Consider the following 17,838-nt stretch of genomic DNA (forward strand, 5'->3'; position numbering starts at 1 on the left):
GGGTGTGCGACGAGAGCCCGTTTTTCTGGATCTCGGCCGCTGGTCGCTCGGCCGAGGCCCCAACTTCAGCATGACTCCCGCCTGTGGAGTCGCCGGGTCGGCCTGCCGGGCCTGAACAACCCGAAAGATATTGATGAATTGCTATCTTTGCAGGCCCGGGGTGGGTGCGTAGCGTCCGCTTCATGTTCGACTTTCGTAAGTTCGCCTATGCCGGGGTCACCGTTGCCCTGACCGCCACCCTCGCGGTCACCGGGCTGACCCATGCCGACGCGGCCCAGGCCCCGGCCCCGGCGGTTGCCGCTCCGCCGGTGATCACCGCTACCGTGCCGATGGCGCATCTCAGCAAGCTGATGGAGTTTGCCGCCGCCTCCAGCAACACCCGGGTCATCGGCAGTGCCGGCTTCACCGCCACGGTGAGTTACCTCCAGGCGCAGCTGGCCGGGCTCGGCTGGACCACGACCGTGCAGAACTTCACCGTTCGCGGGAAGAAAGCGGCCAACGTCGTCGCCGAGTGGCCCTACGGCGACGCCGGGCATGTCGTCATGGCGGGGGCGCACTCCGACTCGGTTGCGGCCGGGCCGGGGATCAACGACGACGGGTCCGGGGTGGCCGCGCTGCTGGCCAATGCCGCCGCCATCACCCAGTCGAACCTGCGGCCGGCCAAGCGCATCCGGTTCGGCTTCTGGGGTGCCGAGGAGCAGGGCGACGTCGGCTCCAGCTACTACGTGTCGCACCTGGCCGGTGGGGAGGCCGCGAAGATCGACGCCTACCTGAACTTCGACATGGTCGGCAACAAGGTCGAGAACGGCAAGGCGGTCGGCTGGAGTCTCTACGCCGAGGGCCAGTCGAACGGCCTGAACGCGCCGTTCCAGTCGTATTTCGCCGCGCAGGGCATCACGGTCAACCCGTCGCTGGACACCGACGACCGTTCCGACCATGCCGCGTTCAAGAACGCCGGCGTCGACGTCACCGGGGTGAGTTCGGTGCGCAGCCTCAACGAGCTGGGCGCCTGCTACCACAAGGCGTGCGACAACCTCACCGACGTCGACCAGAACAGCATGGTCCTGGCGTCGAACGCCATCGCCAATGCTGTCTGGTCACTCGCCGGCTGAGACGGTTAAGACCGGACCCCGCGGTGCGCGCCCCTCGAGCGCACCGCGGGGACCAGGGCCGGGACGTCGCGCGCGTATTCGTCGTAGACGACGGGGAGGTGCGCGCGGAGGTCCCGCTCCTCGAAGCGGATGCCGACCGCGATGTAGCCGGTCGCGGCGACCGCGAAGAACAGGTGGCCCACGCTCATCCGTGGGGTGGCCCAGAAGGTGACGACCAGGCCGAGCATCATCGGGTGCCGGCACAGCGCGTACAGGCCGCGCCGGGTGAACGACGGCGACTGGTAGGGGAGTCGGCGCAGGTACGTGTAGGCCTGCTTCAGCCCCAGGAAGTCGGCGTGATCGACCGCGTAGGTGGACACCACGACCAGCACCCAGCCGGCCGCGTAGACCACCCAGATCGCCACCGACCACGGCGCCCCGACGTGCCAGAGCGCCGCCGGCACCGGCTGCCAGAAGACGAACTGGGCGAGCAGCAGCAGACCCGCCACCAGGACGTAGGTGCTGCGTTCGGCGGCCGCCGGGATCAGCCGGGTCAGCCGCTGCTTGACGCCGGCCCGGGCCATCACCGAATGCTGGACGGCGAAGGCGAGCAGCAACGCCCCGTCGACCGCGAGCGCCACCCACGGCGAGCTGACCGCGGGGCCGTCGATCCCGCCGGCCAGGAAGTAGACGGCCCAGGCGGAACTGAGCAGGAACACCGTGTACGCGATCACCGCGTACCCAAGAATCAGCATGTCCTCAGCGTGCGGGCCGGCCCCACCCCGGCACAGGCCGGGAAATACCTCAGTCCGGCCCGCCGGTGGCCACGTACCAGGCGGCGATCTGCGACCGCGACCGGAAGTCCATCCGGTACCGGATCCGTTCGACGTGCGCCTCGGCCGACCGTTCGGCGATGCCGAGGCGTTCCCCGATCTCCCGGTTCGTGCACCCTTCGGCGATGAGCGCGGCGACTTCGCGTTGCCGCGCGGTGAGCGTCGGCGCGGCACCCCGATGCGTCCCGGGCAGCCCGAGGAACCGCCGGATCATGCTGGTCACCGGCCGCACCTCACCGATGTAGGGCAGATGCGACCGCCCCGGCAGAGCCTCGAACCGCGCCCCCGGAATGCCGTCCGCCAGCCGCCGCCCCTGCTCGATCGGCGCGGCCCGATCCCGTTCCCGGTGCACCACGAGAGTCGGTGCGGAGATCAACGGCAGAAGATCAACAACATTGATGGTGTACGCCGCCGCAAGCATCGCGCACGCCGTCTCGGCGCTGGCCGAATCCCGCTGGTAGCGGGTGAACGCCACCCGGGTCGCGGCGTCGGCGTCCGGCGCGAAGATGTCGGTGAGCAGGTCGGACGCGAGTCCCCAGTGCTGCCGGACCAGGCCGATCACGTGCTCGCGGATCTCCGGCGCGGCGACGTCGACGCCGCGGGGCCAGCCGCCGTAGAGCACGAGCCGGGACACCGAGGCCGGCTGTTCCGCCGCCCAGCCCGCCGCGACCCCGGCCCCGAGCGACGCCCCCATCAGGTCGAACCGCGCCACCCCGGCCGCCGCGACCACGGCCCGCAGGGCGTCCTGCTCGCGCTGCATGGTGTACGGACCGTCGTGCCCCTCGGACAGCCCGCAGCCCGGCTTGTCGTAGCGGATCAGCGTCCGCCCGTCCGCGAGGGCTTCGTAATAGGCGCGCTCGGCGGGCAGCGCCCAGCTCAGCTCGAGGTGCCCGAGCCAGCCCGACACATACACCAGCGGCGGCCCCGACCCGGTCACCGCGTACGCGATCCGATCGCCGCCGGCCGATGCGGCCATCGCGATCCGCTGACCCATCGCCCGAGTCTATGCACCGAGTTCTTCGTCTCTTCGGCGTGGTGCTCAGCGGGGTCCGATGATCGAATGTCCCCCGTAAGGATGACCTAAGGCCACGGCAGGAGACCCCGGAAGTGGAAGCGACCCCGGCAGGCACGGTCTACGAGCACCACGAACGCCGGTGGTATGCCCGCTTCTGGGTCCTGATCGTCGCCGCCCTGGTGGTGCTGGTGGTGGCGGCCGCGGTCGCCGCGGTGGTGATGACCCGGCGCACCCCCGCGCTGCTCCCGGCCGGCCGGTCGGTGGCCGGCGTCGCGGTCGGCGGCCTGGACGAGCGCCGGCTGCGCGCCACGGTCGAGTCGGAGGTCCGCACCCGAGTCGGGCAGCCGGTCACCGTGCAGGTAACCGACACCGACCGGACATTCACCCTCGACCCGGTGACCGCGGGCATCACCCTCGACGTCGACGCGACGGTCAAGGCGGCCCTCGACGGCGCCGACACCGCGGCGGTGACCGTGGACGCGGCCAAGCTGCGGACCGCCCTGGACGCGCAGAAGCAGGCGGCCACCGACACCGTGGTGAAGCTGGCCACCCCGACCCCGCGGCTGGAGGCCAAGGGCGACACGTCGTTCACCGCCTCCACCGCCGGCGTCGACCGGACCGCCGGGAAGGCCGGCTGGACCGTCGACGAGAAGGCGGCGGCCTCGGCGATCGAGTCAGCGGTCCGGTCCGGCCGCAGCAAGACGTCGGTGACCAGCACCGCGGTGCCGTCCACCACCACGCCGGCCGAGCTGGCCGGGGTCGACCAGCTGATCGGCACGTTCACCACCTACCACCCGTGCTGCGCACCGCGGGTGACCAACATCCACCTGATCGCGAAGATCGTCGACGGCACGGTGATCAAGCCGGGCACGAAGTTCTCGCTGAACGAGAAGGTCGGCGAGCGCACCGAGGCCAAGGGTTTCGTGGCCGCCCCCGCGATCGTCGACGGGGAGCTGGAGGACCAGCTCGGCGGCGGCATCTCGCAGTTCTCGACCACGCTGTTCAACGCCGCCTGGTTCGCCGGCCTGCCGATCCTGAAGCACCAGCCGCACTCCAAGTACATCTCCCGCTACCCGCCCGCCCGCGAGGCGACCCTCGACTGGGGCAACATCGACCAGGTCATCCGCAACGACACGGACGCCCCGGTGGTGATCCGGGTGAAGACCACCGGCACGTCGGTGACGGTCGCCCTCTACGGCCACACCGGCGAGCGCAAGGTCGCCTCGGTGACCGGCGCACGCAACCCGACCGGCGCCGAGGGCGGCTTCAGCATCCGGGTCACCCGCACCGTCTACGACGACGGCACCAAGGCCGGCACCGACACCTTGCGCTGGACATACGACGGCCTGGACTGACCCGGCGTAGCGTCGAACCACGTGATCCACGTGGTGCTGCTGCTCCTCTGCGCGCTCGCGATCTACCTGTCCTGCGAGTGGTTCGTCAACGCGGTCGAGTGGCTGGGGCAGCGCCTCAACGTCGGCAAGATGGCCGTCGGGACGATCCTGGCGGCGTTCGGCACCGCGCTGCCCGAGTCGGTGGTGACGCTGGTCGCGGTGACGACCGGCGCGACGGAGAACGCCAAGGACATCGGCGTCGGCGCGGCCATGGGCGGTCCGCTCGCGCTTTCCACCATTGCGTACGGCGTGACCGGCCTGATGCTGCTTCTCCACCACCGGAGGGCACCCGCCGCCCTGGGCACCGAGAAGGACATGCGGCGGCTGGCCAAGGACCAGACGTGGTTCCTGCCGATCTTCGTGGTCAAAGTTTCGCTCGGGCTGGTGGCCTTCGCCGTCAAACCGGTGCTCGGCCTGGTGTTCTTCGCCGCCTACGCGGTCTATTTCTGGCGGGAGATCCGCGGCGGCCACGACGACGACGGCGGCGACGACGAGCTGGAGCCGCTGAAGTTCCAGCCGAAGGCTGCCGCCCCGGCGACCTGGGCGGTGGCCGCGCAGACCCTGCTCACCCTCGCCGTCATCTTCGTCGCGTCGCAGTTCTTCGTGAAGCAGCTGGACGCGATCGGCCCGATGCTGGGCCTGTCCACCGCCGTGACCGCCCTGCTGCTGTCCCCGGTCGCCACCGAGCTGCCCGAGGTGATGAACGCGATCATCTGGGTCCGCCAGGGCAAGACCAAGCTGGCCCTGGCCAACATCTCCGGCGCCATGATGATCCAGGCGACCGTGCCGAGCGGCCTCGGCCTGCTGTTCACCACCTGGAAGTTCGACGGCGCCCTGCTCTGGTCCGGCCTGATCACGATGGCCTCGATCATCTACCTGCTGGCCCTGATGCGGGCCCACCGGCTGACCCCGGCCCGGCTCGCCGCGGCCGGCCTCTTCTACGTCGTCTTCGGACTCGGCCTGATCCCGCTGCTGAGCTGAGACCGGCGGGCGTGGCCCGCCGCGATTCGGGGTATGTCGATGGCATGACCACCGCGGACCCCCAGCTGGTGGCCGGTCGTTACCAGGTGCAGGCGCCGCTCGGCGAGGGCGGGATGGGCCGGGTCTGGCTGGCCCGCGACGTCGTGCTCGACCGCGAGGTGGCGGTCAAGGAGGTCGTGCTCCCCGACGACCTGACCGAGAGTGAACGCGACGCGATGCAGGGGCGGACGCTGCAGGAGGCACGGGCCGCGGCCCGGCTGGCGCATCCGAACGTGGCCCGGGTCTTCGACGTCTTCGAGGATGACGGCCGGCCCTGGATCGTGATGGAGCACGTGCCGTCCCGGACGCTGCAGGACGTGATGGACGCCGAGGGGCCGCTCGACCCGAAACGCGTCGCCGAGATCGGGTTGCAGGTGCTGGCCGCGCTGCAGGCCGCGCACCGGGCCGGGGTGCGGCACCGCGACGTGAAGCCGTCGAACGTGCTGCTGGCCGACAACGGCCGGGTGGTGCTGACCGACTTCGGGATCGCGACCATCGAGGGCGACAGCAACATCACCGGTTCCGGGCTGGTGCTGGGCTCGCCGCAGTTCATGGCGCCGGAGCGGGCGCTGCGCGGGGGCTCACCGCCGGAGTCGGACCTGTGGTCGCTGGGCGCGACGCTGTACGCCGCGGTCGAGGGCCGCCCGCCCTACCAGCGGCCGTCCGCGGTCGGCACCCTGATGGCCCTCGCCTCCGAGGACCCGGAGCCGCCGCACCGGGCCGGCGCGCTGCGGCCGGTGCTGGAGGGGCTGCTGCGCAAGGACCCGGACGAGCGCATCGACGCGGACGAGGCAGGACGGCGGCTGCGCAAGGCGGCCGGCCGGAGCCGGCCCCGGCGGCGTTCGCGGGTGTGGCTACTCACCCTGGCGGTGGTGCTGCTGGCCGTGGCCGGCGGCCTGACCGCGTTCGCGCTGCGCTCCGACAAGCCGGCGAGCCCAGCCGCCCTGCCCACGACGGCCCCGGTGACGACGGCCCCGGTGACGACGGCTCCGGTGACGACGGCTCCGGCGACGTCGGCTCCGGCGACAAAAGCGCCGGTGACGGAGGCGACCAAGGCGACCACGGGATCGCTCCCGGCGCTGCCGGCCGGCTGGGAGGATTACCACGACCGGACCGGGTTCTCGGTGTACGTACCCCAAGGGTGGACGAAGTCCTTGAAGGGGTCGATGGTCTATTTCCGGCATGACGGCCGGGTGCTCGGCATCGATCAGACCACCAAGCCGAACATGAACCCGGTCGGCGACTGGCAGGGGAAGGCGGAGTATCGGGTGGGGCGCGGCGACTTCCCCGGCTACGACGAGATCCGTATCAAGCCGGTGAGCTACTTCAAGAAGGCCGCCGACTGGGAGTTCACCTTCGACGGCTCCGGCACCCGCCAGCACGTCAACAACCGTGGTCTCGTGGTGAACAACCATCAGGCGTACGGAATCTATTGGCAGACGACGGACGCCGACTGGACGAAGGCGTACCCAGATCTGCAATTGATCTTCAGTAGCTTCCGGCCGACGGCGTGACCCGGGCCTGGAGCAGGTCGCGCACGTTCTTCTGCACCGCGACCGCGGCGAACAGGGTCATCGCGTACGCGAGCCCGTAGAAGCCCTTCTCGCTCAGCGCCATGCCGCTGTTGACCAGGCCGAGCCCCAGCATGATCACCGAGGCCCCCACCACCGACCAGGACAGGCCCAGGTAGAGGGCGGAGACCGGCAGGTTCTCGGCGCGGTCCCGGACCGATTTCTGCAGCGAGACCGCCGCGAACACCCCGAGGATCAGCACCGTCGCGTAGAAGCCCTTCTCGCTGCGGGTCATCGTCGCGTTCCACAGGCCGACCGCGAACGAGACCATGCCGAGGAGCAGGACGGTCCAGGAGGCGCCGACGAAGGCGGGGGTGGGCTTGGTGTTCATGACACTCTCCGTAACGAGAATCGGCGGAAGCAGTGCGGAAATCATGTCGTCCGCGGTGGCCGCCGGCCCTGAGCACGGCTACTCAATCTCGCGCTGGGCAAGCTCAGACCCTGCCGTAACTTGCCGAACATTGGGTATGAGCGTTCCCGCCGGCCTGAAGGAATGGTGGCGGGCGGCGATGGTGCCGCTGCTGGTGTGGCTGATCGTGGTGACGGTGGGGACCGGGGTGCTGCTGTGGCAGCAGGAGTCCAGCCGGCAGGCGGTGGCGCAGCGCTACGACGACGGTGTGAACGCGCTGGGCACCTACATGACCGCCACGGTCGCCGAGCTGCTGCTCCGGGAGCGCGCGCAGGCCGAGGCGGTGCTGACCGACCCGGTCGTGCAGGCCCGGGATTTCAACCTGGTGGTCGGTGGCCTGGGGGTCGCCTCGGCCCTGCTCCTCGACTCGCAGGGGCGGGCGCTCCAGAACTACCCGGCCACGCCCTCGCTGATCGGGCAGGACCTGGCCGTCCGCTACCAGCATCTGCGCACCGCGCTGGCGGGCACGCCGGTGGTGTCGCAGGTGGTGCCGAACGCCGCCCGGGGCATCCTGGTGGTCGCGTTCGCGGTGCCGTTCGACACGACGTCGGGCCGGCGGGTCTTCTCCGGTGCCATCCCGATCCGGGCGAGCCCGCTGGCCGCCTACTTCTCCATCGCCCTCTCGCTCGAAGGCGCCGCGGTGCAGCTGGTCGACACGAGCGGCAGCATCGCCGCGGCAACCGACGTCTTCGACATCACCCGGCCCACGCTCGCCGCGACGAACAGCGCGCTCGCGGCCGCCCTGACCCGCGAGCCGGATGGGCGCTACCGCGACGGCGGAGAGTGGTGGAAGTACTCGTCGGTGGCCGTCGCCGGCACGCCGTGGCGGCTGTCCGCGACCGTCCGGGAGGACGTGCTCTTCGCGTCGCTGGCCGACAACGAGATCGCCGGCCGGGCCGCGCTGGCCGGCGCCGCCCTGGTCGGGCTGATCGTGGTGGTGGTCGTCGGGCGGGCCCGGGTCGGCCGGCGTGACCTGCTGCTCAGCGAGCGGCGGTTCCGCAAGGTGTTCGACGGTTCCCGGGTCGGCATGCTGCTGGTCGACCTCCAGGGCCGCTTCCTGCGGGTCAACCCGGCGGCCTGCCAGATCTTCGGGCGCTCCGAGGAGGAGCTGGCCGGCCGGCCGATCGCCGACTTCACCTACCCGGACGACCTCGGGCTGGGGGCCGGGCAGGTGCGGGAATGCCTGGCCGGGCGGATCGACGGCTTCGACCTGGACAAGCGGTTCATGCGCGCCGACGGCCAGGTCGTCGAGGCGGCCGTCACCACCGCGGTGCTGCGCGACGAGACCGACCGCCCGATCTACTTCGCCACCCAGATCATCGACACCACCGAGCGCCGGGCCCTCGACCGGGAGCGCGAACGCCATCAGGAGGAGATCGCCCGGCACGCCGAGGAGTTGCAGGACGCCAACACCCACCTCGCCGACGTGATGGCGATGCTCAGCCACGACGTACGGCAGCCGCTTGCCAAGATCGTCGGGTTGGGTGGTCTGCTGCGCGAGGAGTGGGGGGCCATTCCCGAGCACACCAAGCTCAACTACGTGCAGCGGATGACCGCGGCCGGCCACCGGGCCAACGACCTGGTGACCGACATCCTGATGCTGGCCCAGTTCGACGCGGGGGCGATGCTCGCCCGGCCGGCCCGGATCGACCTGTCGCACGCCGTCCGCGAGGCGGTCAACTCGCACGACATCAGCACCGGGACCCCGGTCACGGTGATCGCCCCGGACGAGACGACCGGTCTCGCCGACCCGGGCCAGCTGCAGCTGATCCTCGGCAATCTGTTCACCAACGCGGCCAAGTACGGCGCGCCACCGGTCGAGGTGACCGTGGTCAACGCGGGTGAGCAGGTGTGGATCCGGGTGGCCGACCGGGGCGAGGGGGTGCCGGCCGAGTTCGTGCCGCGGCTGTTCGACCGGTTCGCCCGGGCCAGCTCGGGCGTGGCGACCACCAAGGCGGGCACCGGCCTCGGCCTCTACCTGGTGCGGCAGCTGGCGCGGGCCGGCGGCCTGGACGTCTACTACGAGCCGAACCAGCCCAACGGCGCCGTCTTCACGCTGACCGTGCCGCGCGCCGCCGCGGTCTCCCGCGGCTTCAGCGCCGACGCGGAAGTGACGGCAGCTCAGCCTTAGCCAGGAATTCCATCACTTCGGTGGCGAACCGGTCGGGGGCGAGGCTGTGCACGCGGTGGCCGACCGGGATGGTGGTCATCCGGGCGCCCGGGATGGCGGCGGTCGCCTCGGCCAGCCGCTGCGGCGGGATGATGCTGCTCGGCCCGCCGGAGAGCATCAGCGTCGGCTGCCGCACCCCGGCGAGCCGCCCCCACCACTGAAGGTCGGGCCGGGACAGCTGGCGCAGGATCGACCCGACCGCGCGCAGCTGGTAGTCGCGGCGGGTGGTCAGGATGGCGGCCACCGCCGACAGCACCTGCACCGGGCGGACGCCCTTGCCGCTCGCGGCCACCTTCGGCGGCGCGGCCAGGTCCTCCAGCGCCAGCGCGGCGACCCGCTCCGGCGCCCGCAGCGCGGTGGCCAGCGCGGAGTAGGCGCCGACCGAGTGGCCGACCAGGACGGCGTCGCGCAGATCGAGGGCTTCGAGCAGGCCGAGCACGTCGTCGCCGAGAGCGGCCAGCGGGTAGCGGCGGGTCCGCGCGCTGGTGCCGTGCCCGCGCATGTCGACGGCGATCACCCGGTGGCCGGCCGCGGTCAGCCGGGCGCCGAACCGGTCCCAGGTGCCCGCGCTGCTGCCGGTGCCGTGCAGCAGCACCACCGGCGGGCCGGCCGGGTCACCGGACTCCCGGTAGCCGAGCCGGACACCGTCGATCGCGACGAACCTCATCCACGTTGTTTACCAGACGTTTCAGCTTCGTCTGTGTGACATCCATTGCCATATGTGTGTTCCGTCGATGCGTGGGTCGTTGCGGGCCACGTAGATCCAGGACCAGTGCCCGGGGAACTGGTGGCCGTTCCACACCACGTGGTCGTAGAGCGACACCCGCGAACCGGGGATCAGATCGTCCGCGTGCACGGTGTTGGCCTGCGGCGGAACCGTATCGTCGTCGAGCGAGGCGACGAGCCAGGTCGGGGTGTCGATCGCCCGCAGCTCGGCGTCGGTGATCATCGGCGGACCGCCCGGGGTGAGAGACGTCACCACCCCGCAGATCGGCACCGACGCGGCGAACAGATCCGGGTAGACGGTGGTCATCTTCAGGCTCATGTAACCGCCGTTGCTGCAACCGACCACATGGATACGCCGGCGGTCGATCGGGTAGCGGCGGGCCAGATCACGGACGATCTCGGCGATCTGCGGCGCGAACCGGTCCCCGTCCTGGAGCCAGAACGACGTGCTCTGCGGCGCCACGACGTACGCACCGCCGAAGATCCGCTGGGCCTCCGGAGTGGCGAAGCCGAGCGCACCGCGGTTGGCCCGCAGCGTGGTCTCGTTGTCGTAGTAGTTGTCCGGCAGCGAGGCACCCTCACCGCCACCGTGCAGCCAGACGACGAGCGGCCGCCGCCCGTGCCCGCCGGGGGAGTAGAGCCGATATTTCATCCCGGACCCGGAGGTGCGGTAGCCGAACGCGTCCACCTCCGGATTGGACAGCCGCCCCTGGACAAACTTCTTGATGGTGTACGCCCCGTGGCGTACGGCGATCGGCTTGTTCTGGGTGATGGTGTAGACGAGGTCGAGTTGGACGTTGCGGCCTTTGCTCGCGATGTAGCCGAGCGTGCCGCCGCCGAGCTGACCTTCGGCGTAGCTGAGATCGAGCACGATGTCGCCGTGCCGGTCGAGCCGCGCGCGGGTGACCGGCCGGTCCAGGTCGTACTCGCTGAAGATCTGATCGCCGGGGGCGAGCGGGATCGGACTGGTCGCCTTGGCGTGCACGGTGAACGTGCCGGTCGTCAGGCTCGCCGGGTCGATCCGGCCCAGCCGGCTCGTGTCCAGAATGACCGCGACGACCTGCTCACCGCCGTCGAGTGTCCGGGCGTCGAGCGTGAACTTCACCGTGGTGGATGCCTCGGCGGCGCCCGGCAGGGTCAGCCCGACCGCGGCCCCCGCCCCGGCGGCCAGTAGGGAACGACGGTTGAGCATGAGGCCTCCCATGTTTCGACCGTGTTAACAGGCAATGACACCGGTCTATCACATGTGGCCGAGGACATCGAGCGTCACGCCCGCCGCGAGACGGTAGGGATTGGTCGCCACCAGGGCCCCGATCGCCCGGCGCAGGCGGCTGATCTCGGCGCGGACGGTGACCACGTGCGCGCCGTCGCCGTACAGGACATGACTCAATTGCGCGGCGGTGCGCCCGGCCGGACCACTGTCGTGCAGCAACGCCAGGATGTCGGCGTGCCGCCGGGTCAGCGGGGTGCGCCACGGGTCGCCCCCGCCGCGTACCTCGAGAAGCGGCGACGCCCCGGTGAGATCGAGCGTCGCGGTGATCGCGGCGTGCGGCCCCGCGGGCCGCACCAGCCAGCCTTCCGGCAGGCGTTCGGCAAGACAGAGTCCCAGGCCGGGTACGCCGAGGGGCGCACCCTCCCGGGGCGCGCCGATCCGGTCGCGGACCGCCACCCCGCTCGCGTGCGCCACCCAGCCGTGGTCGTCGACGATCAGCAGCGGACCCCGCGCCGTGCCCGCCACGTGCGCCGCCGACCGCCGCAGCCGCTCCAGCCGGTCGGCGTGATGCCGCCAGAGCTGCACCTCGGCCAGCCGCACCCCGGTCTCCACCAGCACGCCGATCGCCGGGTGCAGGGTGAGCGCCGGCCCGCTGACGTCGACGATGCCGAGCAGGTCGCCGGTGCGCGGGTCGTGTACCGGGTGGGCGCAGCAATACCAGGCGTGCTGGGCCGGCTCGAAGTGCTCGGCCGAGAAGAGCTGCACCGGCGCCGCCTCGACCAGGGCGGTGCCGATCGCGTTGGTGCCGACCGCCGCCTCGGTCCAGCTGGCGCCCTCGCCGAAGCCGAGCACGTCGGCCCGGCGGCGCAGCGCGACCGGCCCGGCCCGCCACAGGATCGTGCCGTCCGGCCCGGTGATCACCATCAGGAACGCGGCGTCCTCGGCGATCCGCAGCAGGTCGGCGGCGACCGGCGCCAGCCCCGACGCGCGGCGCAGGCGCTCGACGTCGCCGGCCGGCAGCGGATCGCGGGTGTTGGCGTGGCCCGGGTCGAGACCGAGCCCGAGAACCCGCGACCAGGAGCGCTCGACCAGCGGGCGGGGGCGGTGCGGCGGCCGGTCGCCGGCCAGCACCGCGTCGTGCACCCGGAGCAGGTCACGGGCATGACTCGACAGGTCGGTGCCCGGACGCACCGCGCTGTAGTCGCCCATCTTCGTGAGCATGCGCGGATGTGCAATGTGTTGCAACCCTGTTGCGCCGGGTTGTTGTGCCGGTTTCGTGAACGCCATGGAGACTTCCCCCAAGCAGCGCGTCGATGACTGGCTGGCGTCGTTCGAGTCCGCGTTGCGGGACCGCGACGTCGAGGCCGCGGCGGGCCTGTTCGCGCCGGACTCGTTCTGGCGCGACCTGGTCGCCTTCACCTGGAACATCACCACCGTCGAGGGCCGCGACGGCGTCGCGGACCTGCTGACCGCCACCCTTGATCAGGCCGACCCCCGCGGCTTCGAGGTGACCGAGGAACCGACCGCGGCCGGCGACGTGGTCGAGGCGTGGATCCGGTTCGAGACCGCGACCGGCCGGGGGACCGGCCATCTGCGGCTCAAGCCGGAAGGAGCGTGGACGCTGCTGACCACGCTGCGCGAGCTCAAGGGCTTCGAGGAGAGCCAGGGGGCGCGGCGGCCGCAGGGTGTCGAGCACACCCTCGACAAGGGGCGGAAATCGTGGAAGGAGCGGCGGGCGGACGAGCAGGCCACGCTCGGCGTCTCGCCGGACGACCAGCCGTACGTCGTGGTGATCGGGGGCGGGCAGGGCGGGATCGCGCTCGGGGCCCGGTTGCGGCAGCTCGGCGTACCCGCCCTGGTGATCGACAAGCAGGAGCGGCCGGGGGATCAGTGGCGCAAGCGCTACAAGAGCCTCTGCCTGCACGACCCGGTCTGGTACGACCATCTGCCGTACCTGCCGTTCCCGGCGAACTGGCCGGTCTTCTCGCCGAAGGACAAGATCGGCGACTGGCTGGAGATGTATACCCGGGTGATGGAGGTGCCCTATTGGTCGTCCTCGACCGTGCGGTCGGCGACCTTTACCGATGGTCGCTGGAGCGTGATCGTCGACCGTTCTTCCGGCGTGGTGGAATTGACTCCCGCGCACGTCGTGTTCGCTACCGGCATGTCGGGTAAGCCGAATAAACCCGACTTTCCCGGCCAGGACATCTTCCGCGGCGAGCAGCAGCACTCCAGCGAGCACCCCGGCCCCGAGGCGTACCGCGGGAAGAAGGTGGTGGTTGTCGGGTCGAACAACTCGGCCTTCGACATCTGTGGCGCGCTCTGGGAGCACGACGCCGACGTGACCATGGTGCAGCGTTCGTCCACGCACATCGTCAAGTCGTCGTCGCTGATGGACATCGGGCTCGGCGACCTCTACTCGGAGCGGGCGGTGGCGGCCGGCGTCACCACCGACAAAGCCGACATGATCTTCGCGTCCCTCCCGTACCGGATCATGCACGAGTTCCAGATCCCGCTTTATCAGGAGATGGCGTCCCGGGACGCCGACTTCTACGCGCGCCTGGAGAAGGCCGGCTTCCGGCACGACTGGGGTGCGGATGGGTCCGGCCTGTTCATGAAGTACCTGCGACGCGGCTCCGGCTACTACATCGACGTGGGCGCGGCCGAACTGGTCGCCGACGGCCGGGTGAAGCTGGCGCAGGGTCAGGTCGCGCATCTGACTTCGTCGTCTGTGGTGCTCGACGACGGCACCGAGCTGCCGGCCGACCTGGTCGTCTACGCCACCGGCTACGGCTCGATGAACGGCTGGGTCGCCGACCTGGTCGACCAGGAGACCGCGGACCGGGTCGGCAAGGTGTGGGGGCTGGGCTCGGACACCCCGAAGGACCCCGGACCGTGGGAGGGCGAGCAGCGCAACATGTGGAAGCCCACCCAGCAGGAGAACCTGTGGTTCCACGGCGGGAACCTGCACCAGTCCCGGCACTACTCGCTCTACCTGGCGTTGCAGCTCAAGGCCCGCTACGAGGGTTTGCCGACCCCGGTCTACCGCCTGGCCGAGTCACACCACCGGGGCTGACCGGGTCTGCTCCGTAGAGCACCACCAGGTCGTCCGCCCGGCGACGGTGCCCCGCACCATCGGGGCACCGTCGCGCGGGCACCGGCCGTCCGCTCGCCGGTGGCCGATGATGTCGAGGGTGTGGACGCCGCCGTCCTTCAGCGCGGCCCGGACCGACTTTCGGGTGCTCTTGAGGAGGCGGTCCACCTCCGGCCCGGTGATCTCGTCGCCCGGCCGCGCGGGGTGGATCCGCGCCTGCCAGAGGATCTCGTCGGCGAGCAGGTTGCCGATGCCCGCGATCAGGTGCTGATCCATGAGGCGGCCCTTGACCGGCGCGGTCCCGCCGGTGACCGCGTGCGCGAACGCCGCCGCGGTGATGCCCTTCGCGTCCGGCCCGAGCTTCTCGACCGGCGGATCGAGCCGGACCCGGCCCAGCCGCCGCGGGTCGACGAGCATGAGCCGCCCGCCGTCGGTGAACGTCACGGTGAACCGCGCCCACCGGTAGTCACCGGGAACGCGCCGCCCCTCCCAGTAGTCCCCGCCGTCGATCTCGTCGCCATCTTTCGCGGCGACCACGATCTTCCCCGACATACCGAGGTGGATGCCGAGCACCGCCCCGCCGCCGGAGGTGTCGCACCACATCGACTTGCCGCGCCGGTGCGCAGCGGTCAGGGTGCGCCCGACCAGGGCGGCGCGGATGTCGCCGGCCCGGTGCGGCCGGCAGACGTACGCATCGGTGTCGTCGACGTCGGCGATCTCCCGATCGAGCGCCGCGCGCTCGATGACCGACCGGGCGAACTCGACTTCCGGCAACTCAGGCACGCGCTCGATCCTAGGGTCGTGACTTTTGCGTTCATTCTCCAGGCGGCGGGGCCTGCAGGTGGTGCTCGATGGCGGTCCGCCAGGTCGCCAGGTAGTCGTGATAGCCGGCGGCGAAGGTCGCCAGGTAGTCGTCGGCCGACGGGTCCAGGCTCGTCAGGTCGTAGGTGACGGTGACCCGCGTGCCGGTGTCGGTTGCGGCCAGGCGCACGTCGACCGTGCCGGCGGTCTGCGTGGCCGCCACCCGTGCGTAGCGGATGTGGTGGGCCGGGCGGGAGTCGGTGACGATCCACGTCGAGCGGCCGGCCTGGCCGTCGGTCAGGAACACCGTGCCGGGAAGGCTGTCGTCGGGGGTCTCGGCCGGAAATTGCGCCTGCCAGCCGGGGGCCCACGCCTCCTCGCCGCGCGCGGTGAAGAGCGGGAAGGCCTCCGACGGGGCGATGTCCAGCTCGAAGGAGTCGACGAGGGTGCGATGCATGGTTCCTCCCGGGCCGTGGGGTGTTATCTTGTTACCATGGTAACAGTCAATCGAGTGCAGACCGGGTTGCGGATCGAGGGCCGGCTGCTCAAGGTCCTCAAAGGGCTGGCGGAGTACCTGGACATGCCGCTGGGTGAGCTCGTCGAGGGGATTGTGCTGCACGCCTTCGATGGTTCGGCGCCGTTCGGGCAGCCGACCCTCGACAAGATCGCCCAGCTGAAGCAGGTCTACGACCTGGAACTGACCGCCGCCGACGCCCACCGCCTGCTGGAGCAGGACGGCTGACATCCCCAAACGTGGGTAGTAGGACCGTGTGACCAAGACGGTTCTGGTAAGCGGCGCGTCCGGCTTCGTCGGCTCCCACGTGGCAGCAAAGCTGGCCGAGGACGGTTACCGGGTCCGGGCGATGACCCGCCGGCCCGGGGGCTACCACGGCGCGGGCGAGCCGATCGCCGCCGACGTCGCCGATCCGGGCAGTCTGCCGGCGGCGTTCGCCGGGGTCGACGTGGCCTACTACCTCATCCACTCGCTGGGGTCCGACGACTTCGAGCGGCGCGACGCCGACGCCGCCCGTAACTTCGCCGCGGCCGCCGCCGCGGCGAACGTGGAACGGATCATCTACCTCGGCGGTCTCGGCGCCGGCGAGGGCAGGCTGTCCCCGCATCTGCGCTCCCGCCGGGAGGTCGAGAGGATCCTCCGATCCGCTCCGACCCCGGTGACCGTGCTGCGCGCCGCCGTGATCATCGGCCACGGCGGCATCTCGTGGGAGATGACCCGGCAACTCGCCAAACGGCTGCCGGCGATGATCACCCCGCGCTGGGTCCGCACCCGCACCCAGCCCATCGCGCTGCCGGACACCGTCCGCTACCTCACCGGGGTGCTGGAGCCGGCCGAGGCCCGCGGCGCCACCTACGAGATCGGCGGCCCGGAGGTGCTGCGGTACATCGACATGCTGCAGCGGGTGGCCCGGGTCCGGGGCAGCCGGCTGCCGAACCTCACCGTTCCGCTGCTGACCCCGCGGTTGTCGTCGGCGTGGCTGCGGTTCGTCACCGACGTCGACCTGGCGACCGCCCGCAACCTGGTCGACTCGATGGCCACCGAGGTCGTCGTCCGGGACGACGCCATCACCCGGCTCCTGCCGGGAAAGCTCCTCGGCTACGACGACGCGGTGCGGCTCGCGCTGGCCGACCGTGAGCGGGCCGCCCGGCAGGATCGGGAGCAGGCCGCCCGGTGACCGCGGCGTGGCTGGTACGCGTCCGGCGGGCCGTCGGCCCGTCGCTGATCGACCCGGTGGAACGCGACCACCACCAGACCGACCAGGCGTTCCGCCGGCGCCGCATCGTCGTCGCGATCACCCTGGTGGCCGGGGCCGTCCTGCTCGGGTTCAGCCTGTCGGTGCGCCCGGGCGACAACGTCTTCTACCTGCTGACCGGGCTGGTCGCGCTCTCCTGGATCGGCGGGGCGCTGCTGTCCGGGCCACTGCATCTGGGCCGGATCGTGTTCCGTGAGCGGCTCCGGCGCCCGATCGTCACCCCGATCGTCACCGGGCTCGTGCTCGGCGCCGTCTTCGTGGCCGGCGCGCTCGTCGTCCGCGAGCTGCCCGCGCTGCGTGATCTGGTCAACAGCGTGCTGGCCCACGCACGGTACGGCGCGCTCGTCCCGATCGTGGCGGTCACCCTGCTCAACGGCGTGGCCGAGGAGGTCTTCTTCCGCGGTGCGCTGTTCGCCGCGATCGGCCGCCGGCACGCCGTCCTGATCTCCACCGTGATCTACGCGGCGGCGACGGTGGCGACCGGCAACCTCATGCTGGTCTTCGCCGCGTTCCTGCTCGGCCTGGTGGTGGGCTTGCAACGGCGCACGTCCGGCGGCATCCTCGCCCCGATCCTGACCCACGTGACCTGGTCGACGGCGATGCTCTTCGCCTTGCCGGCATTGATCCACAGCTAGTGCGGTGTCCGCAAACGTTCGCCGGGTCGGAGTCCGGGCTGGTTGGTCGATTCCGCATCATCCAAAGGTATTGTCGTACGCCTAGCTGTCCAGCAAT

The 17,838-nt window shown here is 71.1% G+C and carries 17 protein-coding genes; 9 read left to right on the forward strand and 8 right to left on the reverse strand.

Features of this window, described 5'->3' with window-relative positions:
- The first annotated feature begins 182 nt into the window (after positions 1-182).
- Entirely contained in the window at positions 183-1,112 is a 930-nt protein-coding gene (locus Adu01nite_RS12960; RefSeq protein WP_203726865.1) for a M20/M25/M40 family metallo-hydrolase, read from the forward strand.
- 5 nt (positions 1,113-1,117) lie between these two features.
- Here the strand turns inward: Adu01nite_RS12960 and Adu01nite_RS12965 are convergent, their stop codons facing one another.
- Positions 1,118-1,846, reverse strand: a complete 729-nt coding sequence (locus Adu01nite_RS12965; RefSeq protein ID WP_203726866.1) for a methyltransferase family protein — start codon at positions 1,844-1,846, stop codon at positions 1,118-1,120.
- Between the two features lie 49 nt (positions 1,847-1,895).
- The gene (locus Adu01nite_RS12970) at positions 1,896-2,918 is read right to left on the reverse strand and encodes an alpha/beta fold hydrolase (protein ID WP_203726867.1); all 1,023 of its coding nucleotides are present in this window, start codon (positions 2,916-2,918) and stop codon (positions 1,896-1,898) included.
- Between the two features lie 113 nt (positions 2,919-3,031).
- Here Adu01nite_RS12970 and Adu01nite_RS12975 point away from each other — a divergent pair, with 113 nt between their 5' ends.
- The 3 genes from Adu01nite_RS12975 to Adu01nite_RS12985 are packed head-to-tail and all read left to right on the forward strand — an operon-like array spanning position 3,032 to position 6,867.
- Positions 3,032-4,294, forward strand: a complete 1,263-nt coding sequence (locus Adu01nite_RS12975) for a VanW family protein (RefSeq protein WP_203726868.1) — start codon at positions 3,032-3,034, stop codon at positions 4,292-4,294.
- Between the two features lie 21 nt (positions 4,295-4,315).
- The gene (locus Adu01nite_RS12980; RefSeq protein WP_203726869.1) at positions 4,316-5,314 is read left to right on the forward strand and encodes a sodium:calcium antiporter; all 999 of its coding nucleotides are present in this window, start codon (positions 4,316-4,318) and stop codon (positions 5,312-5,314) included.
- Between the two features lie 44 nt (positions 5,315-5,358).
- Positions 5,359-6,867 (forward strand): serine/threonine-protein kinase, encoded by a 1,509-nt coding sequence (locus Adu01nite_RS12985; protein WP_203726870.1) that lies wholly within the window; start codon positions 5,359-5,361, stop codon positions 6,865-6,867.
- Here Adu01nite_RS12985 and yiaA read toward each other — a convergent pair.
- The gene (gene yiaA, locus Adu01nite_RS12990; RefSeq protein ID WP_203726871.1) at positions 6,842-7,255 is read right to left on the reverse strand and encodes an inner membrane protein YiaA; all 414 of its coding nucleotides are present in this window, start codon (positions 7,253-7,255) and stop codon (positions 6,842-6,844) included. The two genes, Adu01nite_RS12985 and yiaA, sit on opposite strands and share 26 nt — an antisense overlap.
- A gap of 136 nt (positions 7,256-7,391) precedes the next feature.
- Here yiaA and Adu01nite_RS12995 point away from each other — a divergent pair, with 136 nt between their 5' ends.
- The gene (locus Adu01nite_RS12995; protein WP_203726872.1) at positions 7,392-9,464 is read left to right on the forward strand and encodes a PAS domain S-box protein; all 2,073 of its coding nucleotides are present in this window, start codon (positions 7,392-7,394) and stop codon (positions 9,462-9,464) included.
- On the opposite strand, the gene Adu01nite_RS13000 is transcribed toward Adu01nite_RS12995, so the two are convergent.
- Genes Adu01nite_RS13000 through Adu01nite_RS13010 form a run of 3 tightly spaced genes read right to left on the reverse strand, consistent with a single transcriptional unit; the run spans position 9,427 to position 12,651 of the window.
- On the reverse strand, positions 9,427-10,170 hold the full coding sequence (locus tag Adu01nite_RS13000; RefSeq protein ID WP_203726873.1) for an alpha/beta fold hydrolase: 744 nt from the start codon (positions 10,168-10,170) through the stop codon (positions 9,427-9,429). The two genes, Adu01nite_RS12995 and Adu01nite_RS13000, sit on opposite strands and share 38 nt — an antisense overlap.
- A 21-nt stretch (positions 10,171-10,191) precedes the next feature.
- On the reverse strand, positions 10,192-11,421 hold the full coding sequence (locus Adu01nite_RS13005) for a prolyl oligopeptidase family serine peptidase (RefSeq protein WP_239132351.1): 1,230 nt from the start codon (positions 11,419-11,421) through the stop codon (positions 10,192-10,194).
- Positions 11,422-11,469: 48 nt separating this feature from the next.
- Positions 11,470-12,651, reverse strand: coding sequence for a helix-turn-helix domain-containing protein (locus Adu01nite_RS13010; RefSeq protein ID WP_203726875.1), 1,182 nt, complete (start codon positions 12,649-12,651; stop codon positions 11,470-11,472).
- Positions 12,652-12,727: 76 nt separating this feature from the next.
- Here Adu01nite_RS13010 and Adu01nite_RS13015 point away from each other — a divergent pair, with 76 nt between their 5' ends.
- Positions 12,728-14,518 (forward strand): NAD(P)/FAD-dependent oxidoreductase, encoded by a 1,791-nt coding sequence (locus tag Adu01nite_RS13015; protein ID WP_203726876.1) that lies wholly within the window; start codon positions 12,728-12,730, stop codon positions 14,516-14,518.
- On the opposite strand, the gene Adu01nite_RS13020 is transcribed toward Adu01nite_RS13015, so the two are convergent.
- Positions 14,501-15,319, reverse strand: a complete 819-nt coding sequence (locus tag Adu01nite_RS13020; RefSeq protein ID WP_239132352.1) for an Fpg/Nei family DNA glycosylase — start codon at positions 15,317-15,319, stop codon at positions 14,501-14,503. The two genes, Adu01nite_RS13015 and Adu01nite_RS13020, sit on opposite strands and share 18 nt — an antisense overlap.
- Before the next feature lie 31 nt (positions 15,320-15,350).
- Entirely contained in the window at positions 15,351-15,794 is a 444-nt protein-coding gene (locus tag Adu01nite_RS13025) for an SRPBCC family protein (RefSeq protein ID WP_203726877.1), read from the reverse strand.
- Positions 15,795-15,830: 36 nt separating this feature from the next.
- Here Adu01nite_RS13025 and Adu01nite_RS13030 point away from each other — a divergent pair, with 36 nt between their 5' ends.
- From Adu01nite_RS13030 to Adu01nite_RS13040, 3 genes are read left to right on the forward strand one after another with little or no spacing between them, the layout of a single operon-like run.
- Positions 15,831-16,079 carry a hypothetical protein gene (locus Adu01nite_RS13030; protein WP_203726878.1) on the forward strand — a complete coding sequence of 83 codons (249 nt, stop codon included), beginning with the start codon at positions 15,831-15,833 and terminating at the stop codon, positions 16,077-16,079.
- 28 nt (positions 16,080-16,107) lie between these two features.
- Positions 16,108-17,028 carry an NAD(P)H-binding protein gene (locus Adu01nite_RS13035; protein ID WP_203726879.1) on the forward strand — a complete coding sequence of 307 codons (921 nt, stop codon included), beginning with the start codon at positions 16,108-16,110 and terminating at the stop codon, positions 17,026-17,028.
- Complete coding sequence (locus Adu01nite_RS13040; RefSeq protein WP_203726880.1) at positions 17,025-17,741, forward strand: CPBP family intramembrane glutamic endopeptidase; 717 nt, start codon at positions 17,025-17,027, stop codon at positions 17,739-17,741. The genes Adu01nite_RS13035 and Adu01nite_RS13040 overlap by 4 nt, the downstream gene beginning before the upstream one ends.
- The last annotated feature ends 97 nt before the right edge of the window (positions 17,742-17,838 follow it).

The sequence above is a fragment of the Paractinoplanes durhamensis genome, assembly GCF_016862175.1.
GTDB lineage: Bacteria > Actinomycetota > Actinomycetes > Mycobacteriales > Micromonosporaceae > Actinoplanes > Actinoplanes durhamensis.

What these genes read in the sequence shown, in the direction of transcription:
- Adu01nite_RS13010 (WP_203726875.1), bottom strand. Translation starts at nt 12,651, where the DNA reads ATGGGCGACTACAGCGCGGTGCGTCCGGGCACCGACCTGTCGAGTCAT.
- Adu01nite_RS13015 (WP_203726876.1), top strand. Translation starts at nt 12,728, where the DNA reads ATGGAGACTTCCCCCAAGCAGCGCGTCGATGACTGGCTGGCGTCGTTC.
- Adu01nite_RS12970 (WP_203726867.1), bottom strand. Translation starts at nt 2,918, where the DNA reads ATGGGTCAGCGGATCGCGATGGCCGCATCGGCCGGCGGCGATCGGATC.
- Adu01nite_RS12960 (WP_203726865.1), top strand. Translation starts at nt 183, where the DNA reads ATGTTCGACTTTCGTAAGTTCGCCTATGCCGGGGTCACCGTTGCCCTG.
- Adu01nite_RS13005 (WP_239132351.1), bottom strand. Translation starts at nt 11,421, where the DNA reads ATGCTCAACCGTCGTTCCCTACTGGCCGCCGGGGCGGGGGCCGCGGTC.
- Adu01nite_RS13000 (WP_203726873.1), bottom strand. Translation starts at nt 10,170, where the DNA reads ATGAGGTTCGTCGCGATCGACGGTGTCCGGCTCGGCTACCGGGAGTCC.
- Adu01nite_RS12965 (WP_203726866.1), bottom strand. Translation starts at nt 1,846, where the DNA reads ATGCTGATTCTTGGGTACGCGGTGATCGCGTACACGGTGTTCCTGCTC.
- Adu01nite_RS13030 (WP_203726878.1), top strand. Translation starts at nt 15,831, where the DNA reads ATGGTAACAGTCAATCGAGTGCAGACCGGGTTGCGGATCGAGGGCCGG.
- Adu01nite_RS12995 (WP_203726872.1), top strand. Translation starts at nt 7,392, where the DNA reads ATGAGCGTTCCCGCCGGCCTGAAGGAATGGTGGCGGGCGGCGATGGTG.
- Adu01nite_RS12985 (WP_203726870.1), top strand. Translation starts at nt 5,359, where the DNA reads ATGACCACCGCGGACCCCCAGCTGGTGGCCGGTCGTTACCAGGTGCAG.
- yiaA (WP_203726871.1), bottom strand. Translation starts at nt 7,255, where the DNA reads ATGAACACCAAGCCCACCCCCGCCTTCGTCGGCGCCTCCTGGACCGTC.
- Adu01nite_RS13025 (WP_203726877.1), bottom strand. Translation starts at nt 15,794, where the DNA reads ATGCATCGCACCCTCGTCGACTCCTTCGAGCTGGACATCGCCCCGTCG.